The organism is Ornithinibacillus massiliensis, from assembly GCF_018310345.1.
In the GTDB taxonomy this organism is placed as follows: Bacteria; Bacillota; Bacilli; order Bacillales; family Amphibacillaceae; genus Ornithinibacillus; species Ornithinibacillus massiliensis.
The window spans coordinates 708727-725339 of sequence record NZ_JAGXBY010000001.1 but is presented as its reverse complement, the minus strand read 5'-3'; the positions used below and the strand labels follow the sequence as shown (position 1 = coordinate 725339).

The 16613-nt window shown below is 39.7% G+C and carries 16 protein-coding genes; all 16 read right to left on the bottom strand.

Translation table 11 applies throughout. The features are described 5' to 3' along the window. Positions 1-114: 114 nt before the first annotated feature. A complete protein-coding gene (locus KGF86_RS03485; RefSeq protein ID WP_222618947.1) occupies positions 115-1125 on the bottom strand; it encodes an ABC transporter ATP-binding protein in 1011 nt (336 codons plus the stop codon). 3 nt (positions 1126-1128) lie between these two features. Beyond that, positions 1129-2076, bottom strand: a complete 948-nt coding sequence (locus KGF86_RS03480) for a C40 family peptidase (protein ID WP_211741132.1) — start codon at positions 2074-2076, stop codon at positions 1129-1131. Positions 2077-2105: 29 nt separating this feature from the next. Then, the gene (locus KGF86_RS03475) at positions 2106-3203 is read right to left on the bottom strand and encodes a dipeptide epimerase (RefSeq protein ID WP_186868346.1); all 1098 of its coding nucleotides are present in this window, start codon (positions 3201-3203) and stop codon (positions 2106-2108) included. Next, positions 3203-4123, bottom strand: coding sequence for a S66 peptidase family protein (locus KGF86_RS03470; RefSeq protein ID WP_186868345.1), 921 nt, complete (start codon positions 4121-4123; stop codon positions 3203-3205). The genes KGF86_RS03475 and KGF86_RS03470 overlap by 1 nt, the downstream gene beginning before the upstream one ends. Before the next feature lie 243 nt (positions 4124-4366). Continuing rightward, on the bottom strand, positions 4367-6022 hold the full coding sequence (locus KGF86_RS03465) for a peptide ABC transporter substrate-binding protein (RefSeq protein WP_186868344.1): 1656 nt from the start codon (positions 6020-6022) through the stop codon (positions 4367-4369). 19 nt (positions 6023-6041) lie between these two features. Then, positions 6042-7043: an ABC transporter ATP-binding protein gene (locus tag KGF86_RS03460; protein WP_186868343.1), complete on the bottom strand. Its 1002-nt coding sequence runs from the start codon at positions 7041-7043 to the stop codon at positions 6042-6044. Between the two features lie 8 nt (positions 7044-7051). After that, positions 7052-8002, bottom strand: coding sequence for an ABC transporter permease (locus KGF86_RS03455; RefSeq protein ID WP_186868342.1), 951 nt, complete (start codon positions 8000-8002; stop codon positions 7052-7054). 1 nt (position 8003) lies between these two features. Next, a complete protein-coding gene (locus KGF86_RS03450) occupies positions 8004-8936 on the bottom strand; it encodes an ABC transporter permease subunit (protein ID WP_186868341.1) in 933 nt (310 codons plus the stop codon). 101 nt (positions 8937-9037) lie between these two features. Next, a complete protein-coding gene (locus tag KGF86_RS03445) occupies positions 9038-9841 on the bottom strand; it encodes a serine hydrolase (RefSeq protein WP_343221419.1) in 804 nt (267 codons plus the stop codon). A 21-nt stretch (positions 9842-9862) separates the two neighbouring features. Next, positions 9863-10687 carry a M55 family metallopeptidase gene (locus KGF86_RS03440; RefSeq protein WP_186868339.1) on the bottom strand — a complete coding sequence of 275 codons (825 nt, stop codon included), beginning with the start codon at positions 10685-10687 and terminating at the stop codon, positions 9863-9865. A 333-nt stretch (positions 10688-11020) separates the two neighbouring features. Then, positions 11021-12331 carry a UDP-N-acetylglucosamine 1-carboxyvinyltransferase gene (gene murA, locus KGF86_RS03435; protein WP_186868338.1) on the bottom strand — a complete coding sequence of 437 codons (1311 nt, stop codon included), beginning with the start codon at positions 12329-12331 and terminating at the stop codon, positions 11021-11023. Between the two features lie 34 nt (positions 12332-12365). Further along, a complete protein-coding gene (locus tag KGF86_RS03430; protein WP_211741130.1) occupies positions 12366-13079 on the bottom strand; it encodes a YwmB family TATA-box binding protein in 714 nt (237 codons plus the stop codon). Between the two features lie 99 nt (positions 13080-13178). Beyond that, positions 13179-13409, bottom strand: a complete 231-nt coding sequence (locus KGF86_RS03425) for a DUF1146 family protein (RefSeq protein ID WP_211741210.1) — start codon at positions 13407-13409, stop codon at positions 13179-13181. Positions 13410-13863: 454 nt separating this feature from the next. After that, complete coding sequence (locus KGF86_RS03420) at positions 13864-14262, bottom strand: F0F1 ATP synthase subunit epsilon (protein ID WP_186868336.1); 399 nt, start codon at positions 14260-14262, stop codon at positions 13864-13866. A gap of 51 nt (positions 14263-14313) precedes the next feature. Beyond that, on the bottom strand, positions 14314-15717 hold the full coding sequence (gene atpD, locus KGF86_RS03415; protein ID WP_186868335.1) for a F0F1 ATP synthase subunit beta: 1404 nt from the start codon (positions 15715-15717) through the stop codon (positions 14314-14316). A gap of 31 nt (positions 15718-15748) precedes the next feature. Then, a complete protein-coding gene (atpG, locus tag KGF86_RS03410) occupies positions 15749-16603 on the bottom strand; it encodes an ATP synthase F1 subunit gamma (protein WP_186868334.1) in 855 nt (284 codons plus the stop codon). Between the last annotated feature and the right edge of the window lie 10 nt (positions 16604-16613).

The following is a 16613-nucleotide window of genomic DNA, read 5'->3' as shown; positions in this document are numbered from 1 at the left end:
ATAGTAAGGGTACAAAATGATTTATGTACCCTTATCTCTTGCCAGCCAGGCAGGACATTGAAACTTTCTAAGTAAAATCTACTTACAATATAAAGCTCCCTCCTGACAAACCGCTTACCTTACATTCACGATTGGTTCACGAATCTGGCCTTTTTTCTCTTTTTCATGATATAAATGACAAGCTACATAATGATTCTCCTCTACCTCTTGCCATTCTGGTTTTTCCTTTCCGCAAATATCCATCGCTAATGGACAGCGAGTTCGGAATACACAGCCACTTGGTGGATTGATTGGACTTGGCAATTCCCCTTGTAGGATAATTCGTTCCCTTGACTCTTCAATATCCGGGTCTGGAATTGGGATAGCGGAAAGTAGGGCTTGAGTATAAGGATGAAGAGGATTTTCATAGAGATGCTCACTAGCCGTTAACTCTACCATATTCCCTAAATACATAACACCAATCCGATCTGAAATTTGCTTTACCATCGATAAGTCATGAGCAATAAATAAGAACGTGAGCCCTTTTTCCTCTTGTAGTTCCTTTAATAGATTGACTACTTGTGCTTGAACCGATACATCCAGTGCCGAGATTGGTTCATCCGCTATAATGAAATCGGGGTTAAGTGCTAACGCACGGGCAATACCAATCCGCTGCCGCTGTCCACCACTGAATTCATGTGGATAGCGGTTTGCATGGTCACGGTTTAATCCTACCTCTTCTAGCAATTGATAAACTCTCTCCGTTTGTTCTTGTTTTGTTTTATATAGCTTATGAACCTCCATTGGCTCCGCAATAACCTCTCGAACGGTAGAGCGTGGGTTTAATGATGCATACGGGTCCTGGAAAATCATTTGCATTTTTTGACGTAGTTGGAACATCTTCTTCTCATCTAATTCATGCACATTCTGTCCTTTAAACAGAACCTCTCCTTCTGTCCGGTTATAAAGGCCGATAATCGTCCGCCCAATCGTTGACTTTCCACAACCAGATTCCCCTACCAGTCCAAAGGTTTCCCCTTTGTTCACATGAAAGGTGACATCATTAACCGCCTTTAAAACCTGGTTCTTCCCCAGGTCAAAATACTTTTTTAACTGTTTAACTTCTAATATCTTTTCTTCCACCATTTTCTACACACCTGCCGATTCCCAATATCGTCTCGCTATACAGAGCTCTTTCTCGTATTTTGTATCTTTCAAACTAATAATCTCGATTCCTCTTCCAGTCATTGGCGAGTGAATCATCTTTCCACCCCCATAATAAAATCCGACATGATGAATACTTCCTTTTCCTTCTTCATAAGCAAAAAATAATAAGTCACCAGGGAGTAGTTGGTCAAAAGGAACTTCTTTGCCAAATGCAGCTTGATCGGATGCATCTCTACTAATCTGATAACCATTAGCCTTATGCATATTATAGGCAAACCCAGAGCAATCATAGCCAAACGAACTCATACCACCCCAGAGGTAATGTAAGCCTACATACGCTTCAGCTGCTTCTATCACGCTATCTCCATTCCCTTTAGGACCACCTTTATCCGTAGGGAAGATTTCGACTACCTGCTTCGGTAAAAATCTCGAACCAACTGGTGTCATAACCTCAACCCGGTCACCCATAACCCGTACCACTGGTAAGCACGTCATATAACTCAATTTAAGTAGCTTTTCTCCCGATTCATTCTCTAACCAAGCATGCTTTTTCCGAATTGCGGCGGTTTCTGGTCGAATCCAGGAGTCTTTAGATACTGGCTGCAACTGCTTCAACGGCACCCATCCCGGATACCCGTTCACATCCTTTTTCGAGGGCTGGCTTGGGATTGTAACCTTTGCCCATTCCCCCTCTATTTCTGTAATAACAGCGATTTCTCCATATAGCAACTGGGTCTGTACGCGATTATCATTACATAAGGCCACTTTTTCCCCGTTAGTTAGAGTCGCTAACCATTTTTCTATATTAGTGGGATTATCAATTCCCAGTTGGTCTATTTCTCTTGTAGATTCGGGATTCGTCCAAACAGTTGCCACCTGAACTGTGGCAACATGGAATGAATCTGGTAATGGAAAATCTTGCTTAAACATACATCAATATCCCCTTTCCAAATGATGATTTAGTGTTCTACTAGGTACTCCTTATTTAATCCTTCGATTCCTAATCCGCTTTCCTCCCCTAATGAGATAGCGCTATTACTGTATGTAATACCACCTTGGATTAGGTCAGCCGCTAGCATTAATGGGGCGTCAAAATCATAATAGTGTACATTAGGCTGACTAGCGGCGAAATGTGCTGCAGCTGTAATGCCAATTTTCGTTTCAATCATACTACCAACCATACACTTTACCCCATAGATATCTGCTAGTTTCGCTATTTTAATGGCCTCCTGTATGCCGCCAGATTTCATTAGTTTTATATTGATTAAATCGGCCGCTCCTAGCTCTAGGACTGTCTTTGCATCTCTTGCAGAAAAGACACTTTCATCTGCCATAATTGGAATCTGGGTATTATCGGTGACATATTTTAACCCTTGTAGGTCATGAGCTTTTACCGGCTGCTCAATAAATTCAATCCCTAATCCAAGCTCTTCCATCTTTTGAATTGCTCGAACTGCTTCTTTTGGATTCCAACCTTGGTTAGCATCTAACCGTATCGTAATATCCGACCCTACACGTTTACGAATCGCTTGAATACGTTGGATGTCTTTCTCGATTACATCTTTTCCTACTTTTACCTTCAGGACAGAAAAACCATCCTTCACATACGCTTCTGCATCCTGCGCCATTTCTTCCGGACTGTTAACACTAACGGTATAATCCGTTGCGATATTCGTTTGATAGCCTCCTAAAAATTGTCCAAGGCTCATATTGGCATGTTGTGCAATACAGTCATAAATCGCCATATCCACTGCTGCTTTTGCACTTGTGTTCCCAACGATTACATGATTCAACTTTTCAAAAAGTAATTCTCGCTCTATGCAGGACATCCCGATTAGAGCAGGGGAAATAACGTTAGTAAGCGTATAATTAATACTAGCTAATGTATCACCTGTAATAACATGGGTTGGTGGTGCCTCCCCATAGCCAATTATTCCATTGTCACAGATAACCTTTACTACAATGGTTTCAGCCACTGTCACGGTTCTGAGTGCGGTTTTAAAAGCCTTCTTCAAAGGAATGGCAGCGCTAAACGTTTCTATTTGCTGTATATTCATTATTCTTGAACCCCCGGACATATGGTTAAGGTTTTATTTACGGTATTCAAAGTCGCTTCTGTACCTAGTGGAACAGCGAAGTGCGGGAAGCAATGCCCAATTTTAAAGCCTGTCATTACCGGACAATGTAAGTCACTAAAATAATACTCGAATACTTCTTCTAATGATAAGGAAGGCTTATCATTAGGGTCGGCATTGGCAAAGTCCCCAACAACAATTCCCGATACCTGATCAAGTTTCCCCGCTAGCTTCAATTGATTTAGCATAGAATCGATTCGGTATGGGAGCTCCCCTATATCTTCTAAACAAAGGATTTTTCCATCTGTTTCTATTTCAAATTCCGTTCCAAGTGTACTGGTAATAAGGGAAAGATTCCCGCCTACTAATTCCCCTGTACCTTCTCCTTCTACTAGAACATCGAGTGGCGCTATACGCTCGTCATAAACAAGTGTTATTGGATTAAATAATTGGCAAAAGGAGTTGCTAGATATTTCATCAAAACTCGGGTCTGCTATATCAGAGGCGGGCATCGGTCCGTGAAAGGTAACAAGTCCGGTCTTTTGCCTAATCGCAGTATGTAAATAGGTAATATCACTATAACCCCAAATGATTTTGGGATTGTCTTTTATTAACTCGTAATCAATCGAGGCAGCTATTCTCCCGGTTCCATAACCACCGCGCGCAAAGATAATGGCTCTAACTTCTTTATCGGCAATCATATCATGCAGATCTGCAAGGCGCTGTTCATCGGTTCCGGCTAAATAACCATATGTTTGATTGATATATTTCCCTAGCTTCACGTTGAGACCTAAATTCGTGAAAAAAGGAATAGCTTGTTGGAGGCGTTTCATATCTGGAGGGCTTGCAGGGGCAATTACACCAATGGTATCACCTTTACGTAACTTTTTAGGAAGTAGCATCTGAATACCTTCTTTCTGTATGTAGATAATGAATGAAAAAGGAGTAGCTCACCACTATCAGTGAGCCAATCCTTCGTTAAAAAAGTTTACTTCCGAGAGATTCAAATTGTATACATAGTAGAGCACCAATCATGCAAACAGAAGACACGAAAAATCCCTTGAGAAACCTTCTCCTATATGCAATGCTTCGATTAAAGCCTTCCTACTTCTGCCTACATCAACTACAGACATAATTCCTTTTGCTTATTTCTTATCCGCATACTTCAAATCAAAGTATCCAACAGGGTGGCGTAGGATTCCTTCCACACCATCTGCTTCTAGTACTACAGTATTGTAGTAACGAATCGGGAATGCCATCATTTCATCTGCTAGCATTTTTTCCGCTTCGTATAAAGCCTCCCAACGCTCTTCTTCATCGGTTGCGGATTTACCTTTAGCGATTAAGGCGTCATATTCTTCACTAGAGAAACCAGTACGGTTCATGTAAGAATCCGTGATAAAGCTCTCTAAGAAGTTAACCGGGTCATTGTAGTCATTGATAAATGAACTACGTGAGAATTGTAGTTCTAATGCTTGTTGGGCTTCAGCGAATACATTCCATTCCTGATTAGTTAATTCCACTTTCACATCTAAGTGTTCCTGGAACATCGACTGTAATGCTTCCGCTACCGCTTTGTTCGTATCACTAGTACTGTAAGTTAACGTAATTTCCGGAAGCTCGTCATAGCCTTCTTCCGCCATACCTTCTTCTAGTAACTGTTTGGCACGTTCTGGATCAAACGGTACAAGATCACCATTTACATCACGGAAATCTTCTCCTGTTGGACTAGTATAACCAGGATTAATGAATCCAAATGCTGGTTCTACTCCGTTTTTCACAACGTACTGGGCGATGTCCTCACGGTTAACCGCATAGGCAAACGCTTGGCGTATCTTCTTATTTTGGAATGGTTCCATTGTTAGGTTAAAACGATAGAATTCTAAACCACCATATGGACCGATAAATACATTATCTCCATCAATTAATTGGTCTGAAAGCTCTGGTGGAATACTCGCTGTATCTAAGTCCCCACTTTGGAACATTTGATATTGGGTATTGGAATCGTTAATCATAGCAAAATGAACTTTATCTAACTTCACGACATCCGCATCCCAATAATGTTCATTCTTGGCGAACACCATTTCCTCATCATGCTTCCAAGACTCCAATTTAAATGGTCCATTCCCAACAAATGTATCTGCTTCTGCATGCCATTTAGGATTATCTTGTGCTACTTGATGGTTAATCGGGAAGAATGCAGGGTTTGTTAATACATCAAGGAAGAAACCGGTTGGTTGCGCTAACACAACCTCCAATGTCTTCTCATCTTTTGCTGTGACCTTTACATCATCAGCAGACCCTTCCCCACTGTTATAGGCTTCAGCCCCTTCGATAAAATAACCTAAGAATGCTGCAGGAGAACCTGTTTCTGGATCAAGCATATACTTCCAGGCATATACAAAATCCTCCGCTACCACAGGGTCGCCATTCGACCATTTAGCATCTTCACGCAAATGGAATGTGTACGTTAGACCATCGTCTGAGATGTCCCAAGTTTCTGCGGTTCCCGGACCTGCTCTATGGTCGTTATCTAGTCTTGTAAGGCCCTCCATCAAGTTATTCAGTGGATCCCATGATACAGCATCAAATCCAATAGATGGATCTAATGAAGTTGGCTCTGTGCCGTTATTCAGGTAAAGTACTTTGCCATCTGCATCTGCTGTTTCACCATTATCATCCCCATCTGGCTCATCAACATTTTCTGTAGGATCTTCTTCATCGGTATCGTCGTTGGCAGTACATGCAGCTAACACCACTACTGTTAATACTGCAAACAATAGAAACAGAAACTTCTTCATCTTTTATCCCCCTTATTCATTAGTTTGTGACCATATTGGCCAGTAATTTTTTTGCCCGTTCATCCTGCAACCAGCAATCCACAGTGTGTGAATCACTAATGGTAGTAGATTCCGGGTAAACTTTATTACACACCTCCATCGCAAAAGGACATCTTGCAGTAAACGGACATCCTTTTGGAGGTGAGAATAAATCTGGTGGTGTCCCATCGATTGGCTTTAGTTTCCCTTTCATATCCAAGCGAGGCACGGAGTTTAATAAGCCTTTCGTGTACGGATGCTCAGGGTTATAGAAAATATCCCGTTTTGTCCCTGTTTCGATAATCTTCCCTGCATACATCACAGCAATGCGGTCAGCAATTTTGGCAACGACCCCTAAATCATGTGTAATCAGGATAATTGAGACACCTGTAACCTCTTGAATCTTTTCAAATAACTCTAAAATCTGGGCCTGAATCGTTACATCCAGTGCGGTTGTTGGTTCATCTGCAATTAATAGTTCAGGCTCACATATTAGCGCTATCGCAATGACAATGCGTTGTCTCATTCCACCACTAAATTGGTGTGGATACTGTTTCATTCGCTCCACTGGATTAGGAATACCAACTAGTTCCATCATCTCCAGAGCGCGTTTTTTGGCTTTGTTATCGGATAGTTTCCGATGTTGCTTCAAACCTTCTGTAAGCTGCGTCCCTATCGTTAAAGTAGGATTCAGCGCCGTCATTGGGTCCTGGAATATCATAGAAATATCTACACCGCGAACAGTACGCATTTGTTTCTCCGAAATTTTAGTTAAATCTTTCCCTTTGAATTTGATTTCTCCAGCCGTAATTTTACCGGGAGGATTTGGAATAAGTCGCATTATCGCATTGGATGTAACGCTTTTCCCACAACCAGACTCTCCAACGATTGCTAATGTTTCGCCTTTATTTAAATGGAAGTCCACACCTCTTACCGCTTGAACGGTACCTCCATAGGTTGTGAAGGTAACATGTAAGTTTTTTACTTCTAGAATTTTTTCCATCACTACACCTACTTCCTTAATTTCGGATCCAGCGCATCCTGTAATCCATCCCCTAGAACGTTAAAGGCAAACATCGTAAAGGATATAAAAAATGCTGGGAAGAATAATGTCCACCAATTACCAGATAGTATGGCACCAAGTGAATCATTGGCCATCACACCCCAGCTCGCGTTTGGTGACGAAATACCTAGTCCAATAAAGCTTAAGAATGCCTCTGCAAAAATTGCCGATGGTACGGTTAAGGTCATTTGCACAATAATTGGGCCCATCGAATTCGGTAATAAGTTCTTTCGGATAATCCGAGGTGTTTTCGTCCCAAATGATTTGGAAGCAAGGACGTATTCATAGTTTTTAATCTGCATGACCTGTCCCCGGACAATCCTCGCCATGCCGACCCATCCCGTGACGGTCAAGGCGATAATAATGGTTGATAAACTTGGGCCTAACACCACTAGTAACAAAATAACAACTAGTAAATATGGAATCCCATATAAAATCTCAATAATACGCATCATGAAATTATCTGTACGTCCACCCTTATAGCCGGATATTCCTCCCCAGATAATACCGATAGTAACGTCAATAAGTGCCGCCATAAACCCGACAAAAAGGGAAATTCTCGCTCCATGCCATGTTCGAGTAAATACATCTCTACCAGCACCATCTGTTCCAAACCAATGCTCTAGAGAAGGTGGCTGATATTGTTTGGATAATACTTGTGTATTGGCATCATATGGTGAGAGAATCGGTCCGAAAATAGCCATCAGGATTAATAGAATTAAAAATACTAAACCCGCCATCGCTAAATAGTTCTTCTTCAATCTTCGCCATGCATCCTGCCAATAGGAAAGTGATGGCCTTGCCACAATTTCTTGTTCACTCTTGTTCTTTTCCCGCCATGTAAACCATTCATCTGGTACATTATCTCTTGAGAATTGGGGATTTTGATTTGCCTTCATATTATTCCCCTTCCTTCTTGCTAACTTTAATTCTTGGATCTAATATTCCATAAGCGATATCTACTAGGAATAGCATAATAATTAAAAATGCACTATAAAATACTGTCGTTCCCATAATGACAGGAAAATCTCGGTGATTGATACTCTCTACAAAGTATTTACCCATCCCTGGTATTGCAAAAATTTGCTCGATAACAAAGGATCCAGTCATAATACCTGCGACTAAGGTTCCCATTATCGTAATAACCGGCATCAACGCATTACGAAGTGCGTGCTTGAAGATAATTTTCCATGGTGGTAATCCTTTTGCACGTGCCATTTTTATATAATCCTGTGTCAGGACCTCGAGCATTGTTGATCTAGTTAACCTGGCAATGATTGCCATTGGCCCTGTCGCAAGTGCTATTACGGGAAGGACCATATGCATTGGGCTTTTCCAAGTCGCAACAGGAAACCATTCCAAATTAACCGCTAATTGTTGAATGAGTAGCGTTGCTAATATAAAGTTTGGTACTGATATTCCAAGTACTGCAATCCCCATCGCTAAATAATCAATGACACCATTATGTCGTAGTGCAGCAAGAATTCCTAATATAATTCCAGAAATAACCGCAACAATAATGGTAACAATCCCTAATTCAGCAGATATCGGAAACCCTCTTCCTAATAAATCATTTACCGTCTGATTCGGTTGTTTAATTGATGGACCAAAGTCTAATGTTACAATTGACTTCAAGTAGAGAAGATATTGTATATGATATGGCTTATCAAGATTGTAATGTCTCTCTAAGTTTTGTTGGACAATCTCATTGGAATTCCCTTCACTGTTAAAGGGGGACCCAGGGACTGAGATCATTAGGATGAATGTTAAGGTTATAATGATCCAAAGTGTTATGACCATGATGAATAATCGCTTTAAAATATATTTCAGCACTGCCTCCAACTCCTGTATCGATACGCTCAAATAAGCGCAGATAATGTAGATAAGCTTCTAAAAATAAGCTATGATAACTTGACTCTCTTTATGAGATAATCCTAATTTTCTTGTTTAAGATAGTGATAGATTTCCAGACCAACTCTGCCAATCAGTTCTGGTGACTCTAGCTCATCCAAGCCACTCGTTAATATGGAAGCAATAAATGTACGCTTCTCCACATAAAAAATGCCTATATCATGACGAATTCCCAATACATTGCCTGTTTTATTAGCGAGCTCCCATTCTGGTAAAGCACCAATCACCGTATCGTCTGCTTTTGGTATTTTTACTGGTAACGAATCTCGAATTTGTTGTTTCTTCATAATTTCTATCATGTGCTCACAAGCATAAACGGAAATAATCTTTCCTGTTACTAGCTTTCTCAACATATCTGTCATTTCTTGTGCTGTTATCGTATTTCTACCTTCACGATCTACTTCCATCGTCATCATCTTATGATAAAACTTACTCTTCTCTAACCCGATAGCTTCCATCGTTTCCTGGATATACTTCGTACCTAATAAGTCAATCAGGATATTCGTTGCCGTATTATCACTCTGGATGATCATCAGAGTGATTAAATCATAGATGCTAAATTTAGTCCCAGGGGTCAAGTACTGTAATACACCACTACCACCAACAATATCTTCCCGTTTTAACACCATTTGATCACCAAGCTTAATCTCGCCTTGTTGGCTTCGAGCAAAAGCAGCGATCATGATTGGTACTTTAATCACACTCGCAGAATAAAAATGTTCCTGCTCATTTATCCCCCATGACTCATTCCGATCTAAGTCGAATAATGATATCCCCCATTTGCCTCCAGCTTGTACTGTAATTTCACGTATTCGATCCGTAAGCACTTTCAATACTGTTCGCCCCTATTATGCATATTGTGTATAGTAAGCAAGCTCAATCATGACGAGTAGAGCTCGATAAGCTTCCAAAATATCTTTAGCCTGATATGTTACGATTGTGGTTCCAGGAATAATTTCCGTTCCCGGCATCATATGCGCCAATTCTGCGGCACCATAATTGACAAATTCTATTTTTAGGACTGGATTGTCCGGCGGAAGTAATGGTTTAACTTGATGACGATTTTCAATTGCTTGTTTAACCTTTCCTTGTAATAGTTCCCCTGCTTTTTTCGGTGTGAGGCTCTTCGTAGCAGATCTGGAAACCGCTTCCTTCACAACCGCTGTCGTTATATTAGGAATTAGTTCTTCTGCTTCTTTTGCCGTTTCATCATCCCCTGACACCAAAAGCACCGGTACACCATGGTATCCTGCAACCATCGCATTCATTCCAATTTCTCCAAGCTGCGTATCGTTAATATAGAAATTCCGTACCATATGTATCATCGAGTGTGACATTACCCCTGGCATACCTGCTCTTGTATGGTAGCCAATAAACATTGCCCCACTAAAACTATCATCCAAACCATGCACCATGGAATAGGTCTTAATTCCACCTGTAATCAACTCTGCTTCTGGATGAAGCTGATCAATTAATATATTATTCATTTTCATATGACTATCATTAACTAGCACTTCGGCGCATCCAGATTGAAATGCAGCATCGACCACATAATTCGTTTCATCGGTCATGATTTTGCGAGCACGTTCATAATTATGCATGGAAGCGCTAACAAATGTGTAATCTGGTAAACCTGTAATACCTTCCATATCTACTGATAGATAAAGTTTCATACTATGTCCCCTTTAGATGTTTTTATTAAATTATATGATTGGATTTGATATAGATGATTGGATAATGGAGTAGTGTCAAATAACAATAGGAAAATAACGAGCTTTGGGAGGAGAAGTCATCATGTAGTAGTGACAAAACTCGACATTTTCCCTTAAGTAAGTTAGGTTAATATGATAATATTTTACCTTTTTTATCATTAAATTGCAAGATAATTTATAATATTTATCATTATTTCAATTAATGGAATATATTGGTTTTAGTAGGGGGGTAAAGAAATAAAAAAGTGAAGCACAAAGTCAAAGTGCTCCACTCTATTAATCTCTTGTATTTTATTAAGATAACTCTGCTACATAATTAATTTCGTATGGTTTTACGATATCTCCGTTTTCATCCACACGTTCAATATCTGCTCCAAGGTTTGCTAATTTCCCAGCAAAGTTTACATATCCACGATCTAAATGCTTCAGTTCTGTAACTCTTGTTAAACCATTTGCACGAAGTCCAGCAAGAATTAATGCAGCTGCTGCACGAAGATCGGTTGCAGCTACTTCTGCACCTTGAAGTTCTGATGGTCCGTCGATAATAACATTACGTCCCTCAATTTTCATTTTCGCATTCATGCGGCGGAATTCTTCCACATGCATGAAACGATTTTCAAATACAGTTTCTGTAATCACACTTGTACCATGGGCACAAAGCATTAACGCCATCATTTGTGATTGCATATCTGTTGGGAAACCAGGATGTGGTAACGTTTTAATATCTGTTGCTTTTAATACATCTGGACCGATAACACGGATGCCATTCTCTTCTTCAAAGATGGTTACACCCATTTCCTCTAGTTTAGAAATCAACGGTCTTAAATGCTCACTAACGGCATTTTCAATTAATACATTTCCACCAGTAATTGCTGCTGCAATCATGAATGTACCCGCTTCAATACGGTCTGGTATAATAGAATGAACCGTGCCATGTAATTTCTCTACGCCATCGATTCGAATGGTTTCCGTACCTGCACCAACAACTCGCGCACCCATCTTATTTAAGAAATTAGCCAAATCAACAATTTCTGGTTCTTTTGCAGCGTTTTCAATGAAGGTTCTTCCTTCCGCTAATGTCGCTGCCATCATAATATTTTCGGTAGCACCTACACTAGGTACATCAAGATATATCTTAGCACCTTGTAACCTACCGTCAACTTCTACTTCTACAAAGCCATTCCCAACATGAACTTTAGCACCCATTGCTTCAAAGCCTTTAAGGTGTAAATCAATCGGTCGTGAGCCAATTGCACATCCACCAGGCATGGCAACATTTGCATGGCCATAACGTGCTAATAATGGACCCAAAACAAGAACGGAGGCACGCATTTTTCGAACATACTCAAATGGCGCTTCCGTCTTTAATTCCTTTGAAGCATCAATCAACACTTTATTATCTTCAAATTGAACATCAGCATTCATATTTCGTAACACTTCATTAATTGTATAAACATCAGCTAGAGCTGGGACATCATGAACAACGCTAGTTCCCTCACTAGCAAGAATACTCGCAGCAATTACAGGTAGAACGGCATTTTTCGCACCCTCTACATGAACATTACCATTCAATTGCTGTCCGCCTCTTACGATGATTTTATCCATATTCCAAATCTCCTTCAGATCCAATTTCCCTATATTAATATTCATTTATTAGGATAGGTGTTCCAATCGTGTATTGGACATCACCATTGCCAAGTATCTCTGTAACAATTTGTACATTTACTGGCGTATCCTGAATGGTAATTTTTCGTCCCCAAAACGAGGTATACCCATATATATATTCTGCATTTTTCGTCGATTTTATCGTGTCATATTGTTCCTTTACATGTTGCAAATTGAACTTTTCAATAAAAAAATCCGCAATATAACCATTTTCCATTATATCATCTGCCATAGTAGTCATACAAGAGAATATTTTAATATCATCTGTAAAATGTTTCTTTGTTAATACCGACAATAATTGCATATAAGAAGATTGAATATCCTCATTCCAATCAGTTCCATTAATTGTTATCACTAATTCTGATTCATAATGCTTGTCTTTGGGGAAAATTACACTATAATTTACGTTTACATTACTATTTTTTTGAGTGTTTGTTGCTAAATAGATAGTACTGTTTTCATTTTCTTGTTTTGTGATGGAATGGCTAGTACTTAGCTCTTGTATAAGTGCTTCTAATCTTTCCACTCTAAGATGTTCTTTTAATGTTACTTGCCACTCCTTAATTGCTAAATTATTCTCTAACATAAAATCAGCAATATCTATTAACTCGTATTGTTCTTTTTCAACCGCTAAGGCTGTATTAGCATAAAATAATACAATTAGACATATAACTAAAGCTTTTTTCATAAGTAAATCCCCCTTGTTCAACTTACCATCAGTATGAACAAGAGAGAGACATTACATACATCGTTTTTAATAGTTTAATAGATTGTAGTACCTCCTATTTTAAAGAAGATAAGAAAGATCTAGTGACCACTGTAAAAACTCTAAGAAGAACCTACTCACACCAGTACCAATCACAATAGTAAGGAATAGAATTAAAATTCTTGCTTCCATCCCTCTGCCTTTGCGAATTAAAGGCTCAAAATTAATAGTCTGGATGAGTCGCCATGTAATGTATATGAAAATGATATGCGAGATAATACTCATCATCGCAATTTGTCCAATTGACAACATAATAACCACCTTTAGCGTTAGTTTCACTCTATTAGAAGATGCCATGTATTTCTTATAATGTCAACTGAATTGAAGTCGCTTTGCTTCTTCGACAATATAGAATGTTTCAGTCAATATTTTTTGCATTTCCCGGGAAATATCGACAAATATGCTGAACATTGTTTCAATTTTGTTTGGATATAGTTAGAGAAGTTTTTGATCAAAAAATTTAGGTTGGAGTTGAATAGTAATATAAGGTTTTTTCATACCATTTTCGAACTTAAGGAAAACCTTAACTAGATTACAACGCTAATTTAGTTTTCAGTTAGGGTAACCAGGCAGGTGATACGGGGATTCCTATTACCAATATGGTCACTGACAACATGTAAGCAGTATCCATGGTTTATGTCAAAGTGATATCTTAGCTAATATCAAAAACCCCCACTCTAGTAGTAGGGGGTTTTTTTCATACATATTATCTTTGAGCAACGTCCAATCGGTTCGCTGCTCTTCTGAGTGCTAATTCTGCCCTTACTCGATCGATATGATCTTCTTTTGATTGAAGACGGCGTTCTGCACGTTCTTTTGCTGCTTGAGCACGTGCAACATCAATATCTTGAGGTTTCTCTGCAGATTGAGCAAGAATTGTTACTTTATCTGGACGAACCTCTAAAAATCCACCGTTAATAGCTAGCTTGTCTTCACCTGAATCACGCTTAAGGCGAACGCCTGAGATTGCAAGTGGAGCAACCAATGGAATATGCCCTGGTAAAATACCGAGTTCACCATTTTCTGCTTTACAGCTAACCATTTCATACGTATCTTCTAAAACAGGGCCATCAGGAGTAACAACACTCACAGTTAGTGTTTTCAATGTAACCCCTCCTAGAGACTTGCGGGGGATAATCCCCCTTTAGCCTACATATTATTCCATGCTTTTCGCTTTTTCTACTACTTCTTCAATACGACCAACTAGACGGAATGCATCCTCAGGTAGATCATCATATTTACCTTCTAAAATCTCTTTAAATCCTTTTACAGTTTCTTTTACTGGTACATACGATCCTGGTTGACCAGTAAACTGTTCTGCAACGTGGAAGTTCTGAGATAAGAAGAACTGGATACGACGTGCACGAGCAACCGTTAATTTATCATCATCTGATAATTCATCCATACCTAGGATAGCGATGATATCTTGTAGTTCACGGTACTTTTGCAGTGTAGCCTGTACTTCACGTGCAACTTCGTAATGCTCTTGGCCAACAATTTCAGGGTCAAGTGCACGAGATGTTGATGCAAGTGGATCCACCGCAGGATAGATACCTTGCTCAGAAAGTTTACGATCAAGGTTTGTTGTTGCATCTAAGTGAGCGAATGTTGTAGCTGGAGCCGGGTCAGTATAGTCATCGGCTGGTACGTAAATCGCTTGGATTGATGTAACAGAACCTTTATTAGTAGATGTAATACGTTCTTGTAATTGTCCCATTTCTGTAGCAAGTGTTGGTTGATAACCAACGGCAGATGGCATACGACCAAGTAAGGCTGATACCTCTGAACCTGCTTGTGTGAAACGGAAGATATTATCGATGAATAATAGTACGTCTGCACCTTGTTCATCACGGAAGTATTCTGCCATTGTAAGACCAGTTAACGCAACACGCATACGTGCACCTGGTGGTTCGTTCATTTGTCCGAATACCATGGCAGTCTTCGCGATAACGCCAGAGTCTTTCATTTCATAGTAAAGGTCGTTTCCTTCACGAGTACGCTCTCCTACACCTGCGAATACGGAGATACCACCATGCTCTTGAGCGATGTTGTTGATTAATTCCTGGATTAATACGGTTTTACCTACACCGGCACCACCGAATAAACCGATCTTACCACCTTTAATATATGGTGCTAATAAGTCAACTACCTTGATTCCTGTTTCAAGAATCTCTGTTTCAGTAGATAGTTCTTCAAATTTAGGAGCAGGACGGTGAATCGGATCTAAACGAATTCCTTCTGGAAGATCTGGATCCAAGTCAATTTTATCTCCTAATACGTTAAATACACGTCCTAATGTTACTTCACCAACTGGTACAGAAATCGGTCTACCTAAGTTCTCGACTTCCATTCCACGTTTAAGACCATCTGTTGATGCCATCGCAATGGTACGAACAGAATTGTCACCTAGATGAAGAGCAACTTCTAGTGTTAACGTTCCACCACCATTTGCTTCATCAAGTTGGACTGTTAATGCGTTATAAATTTCAGGAAGCTTGTCGTCATCAAATCTTACGTCAACGACTGGTCCCATTACTTGAGTAACGTGTCCTTTGCTCATCGATTTCCCTCCTAACTTACTTTCCTTAAGACTATTCTAGGGCGCTTGCTCCACCAATAATCTCGGTAATTTCCTGTGTGATTGCTGCTTGGCGAGCACGGTTGTAAGACAAGGATAAATCATCGATTAAATCAGATGCGTTATCACTTGCACTACGCATTGCCGTCATACGTGCAGCATGTTCACTTGCTTTTGCATCCAGTAATGCACCATAGATTAGACTTTCAGCGTACTGTGGTAAGAGCACTGCTAAAATTTCTTCTTCACCTGGTTCATATTCGTACTGGCTGCTAGATCCAGCAGTATTCATATTTTCAATTGGCAATAGCTGATTCGTTGTAACAACTTGAGATATTGCACTTACATAATGGTTATAGATAATTACTAACTTATCAATTTCTTCATCACTGTACATTTGTACGGTTTCAGAAGCAATCTCTTTAATGAATGCAAATGACGGCTGATCTGGAAGGCCAATAATACTTTTAGCCATTGGAAGATTGCGCTTCTTACAGAAGTCAACTGCCATTCGTCCGATTGCAATAATCGTATATTCATCGGAAGATTTGTGATTTTGTTGAATCGTATTGTTTAAATTACGTAAAATGTTCGCATTATACGCACCTGCTAAACCGCTATCCGCAGTGATGGCGATATAACCCGTCTTTTTCACTTCGCGTGTTTGTAGCATCGGATGAGTTGCATCGGTATTTTTAGCAATGTTTGCTACAACCTCTTGCATCTTTTCACTATAAGGAACAAATTTCTTCGCATTTTGCTCTGCTTTGTTCATTTTAGCTGCCGATACCATTTCCATCGCTTTTGTGATTTTTTTCATTTTCGTAGTTGAATCAATACGCTTTTTAATATCTCTAAGTGATGCCAAGCTCTTTCAC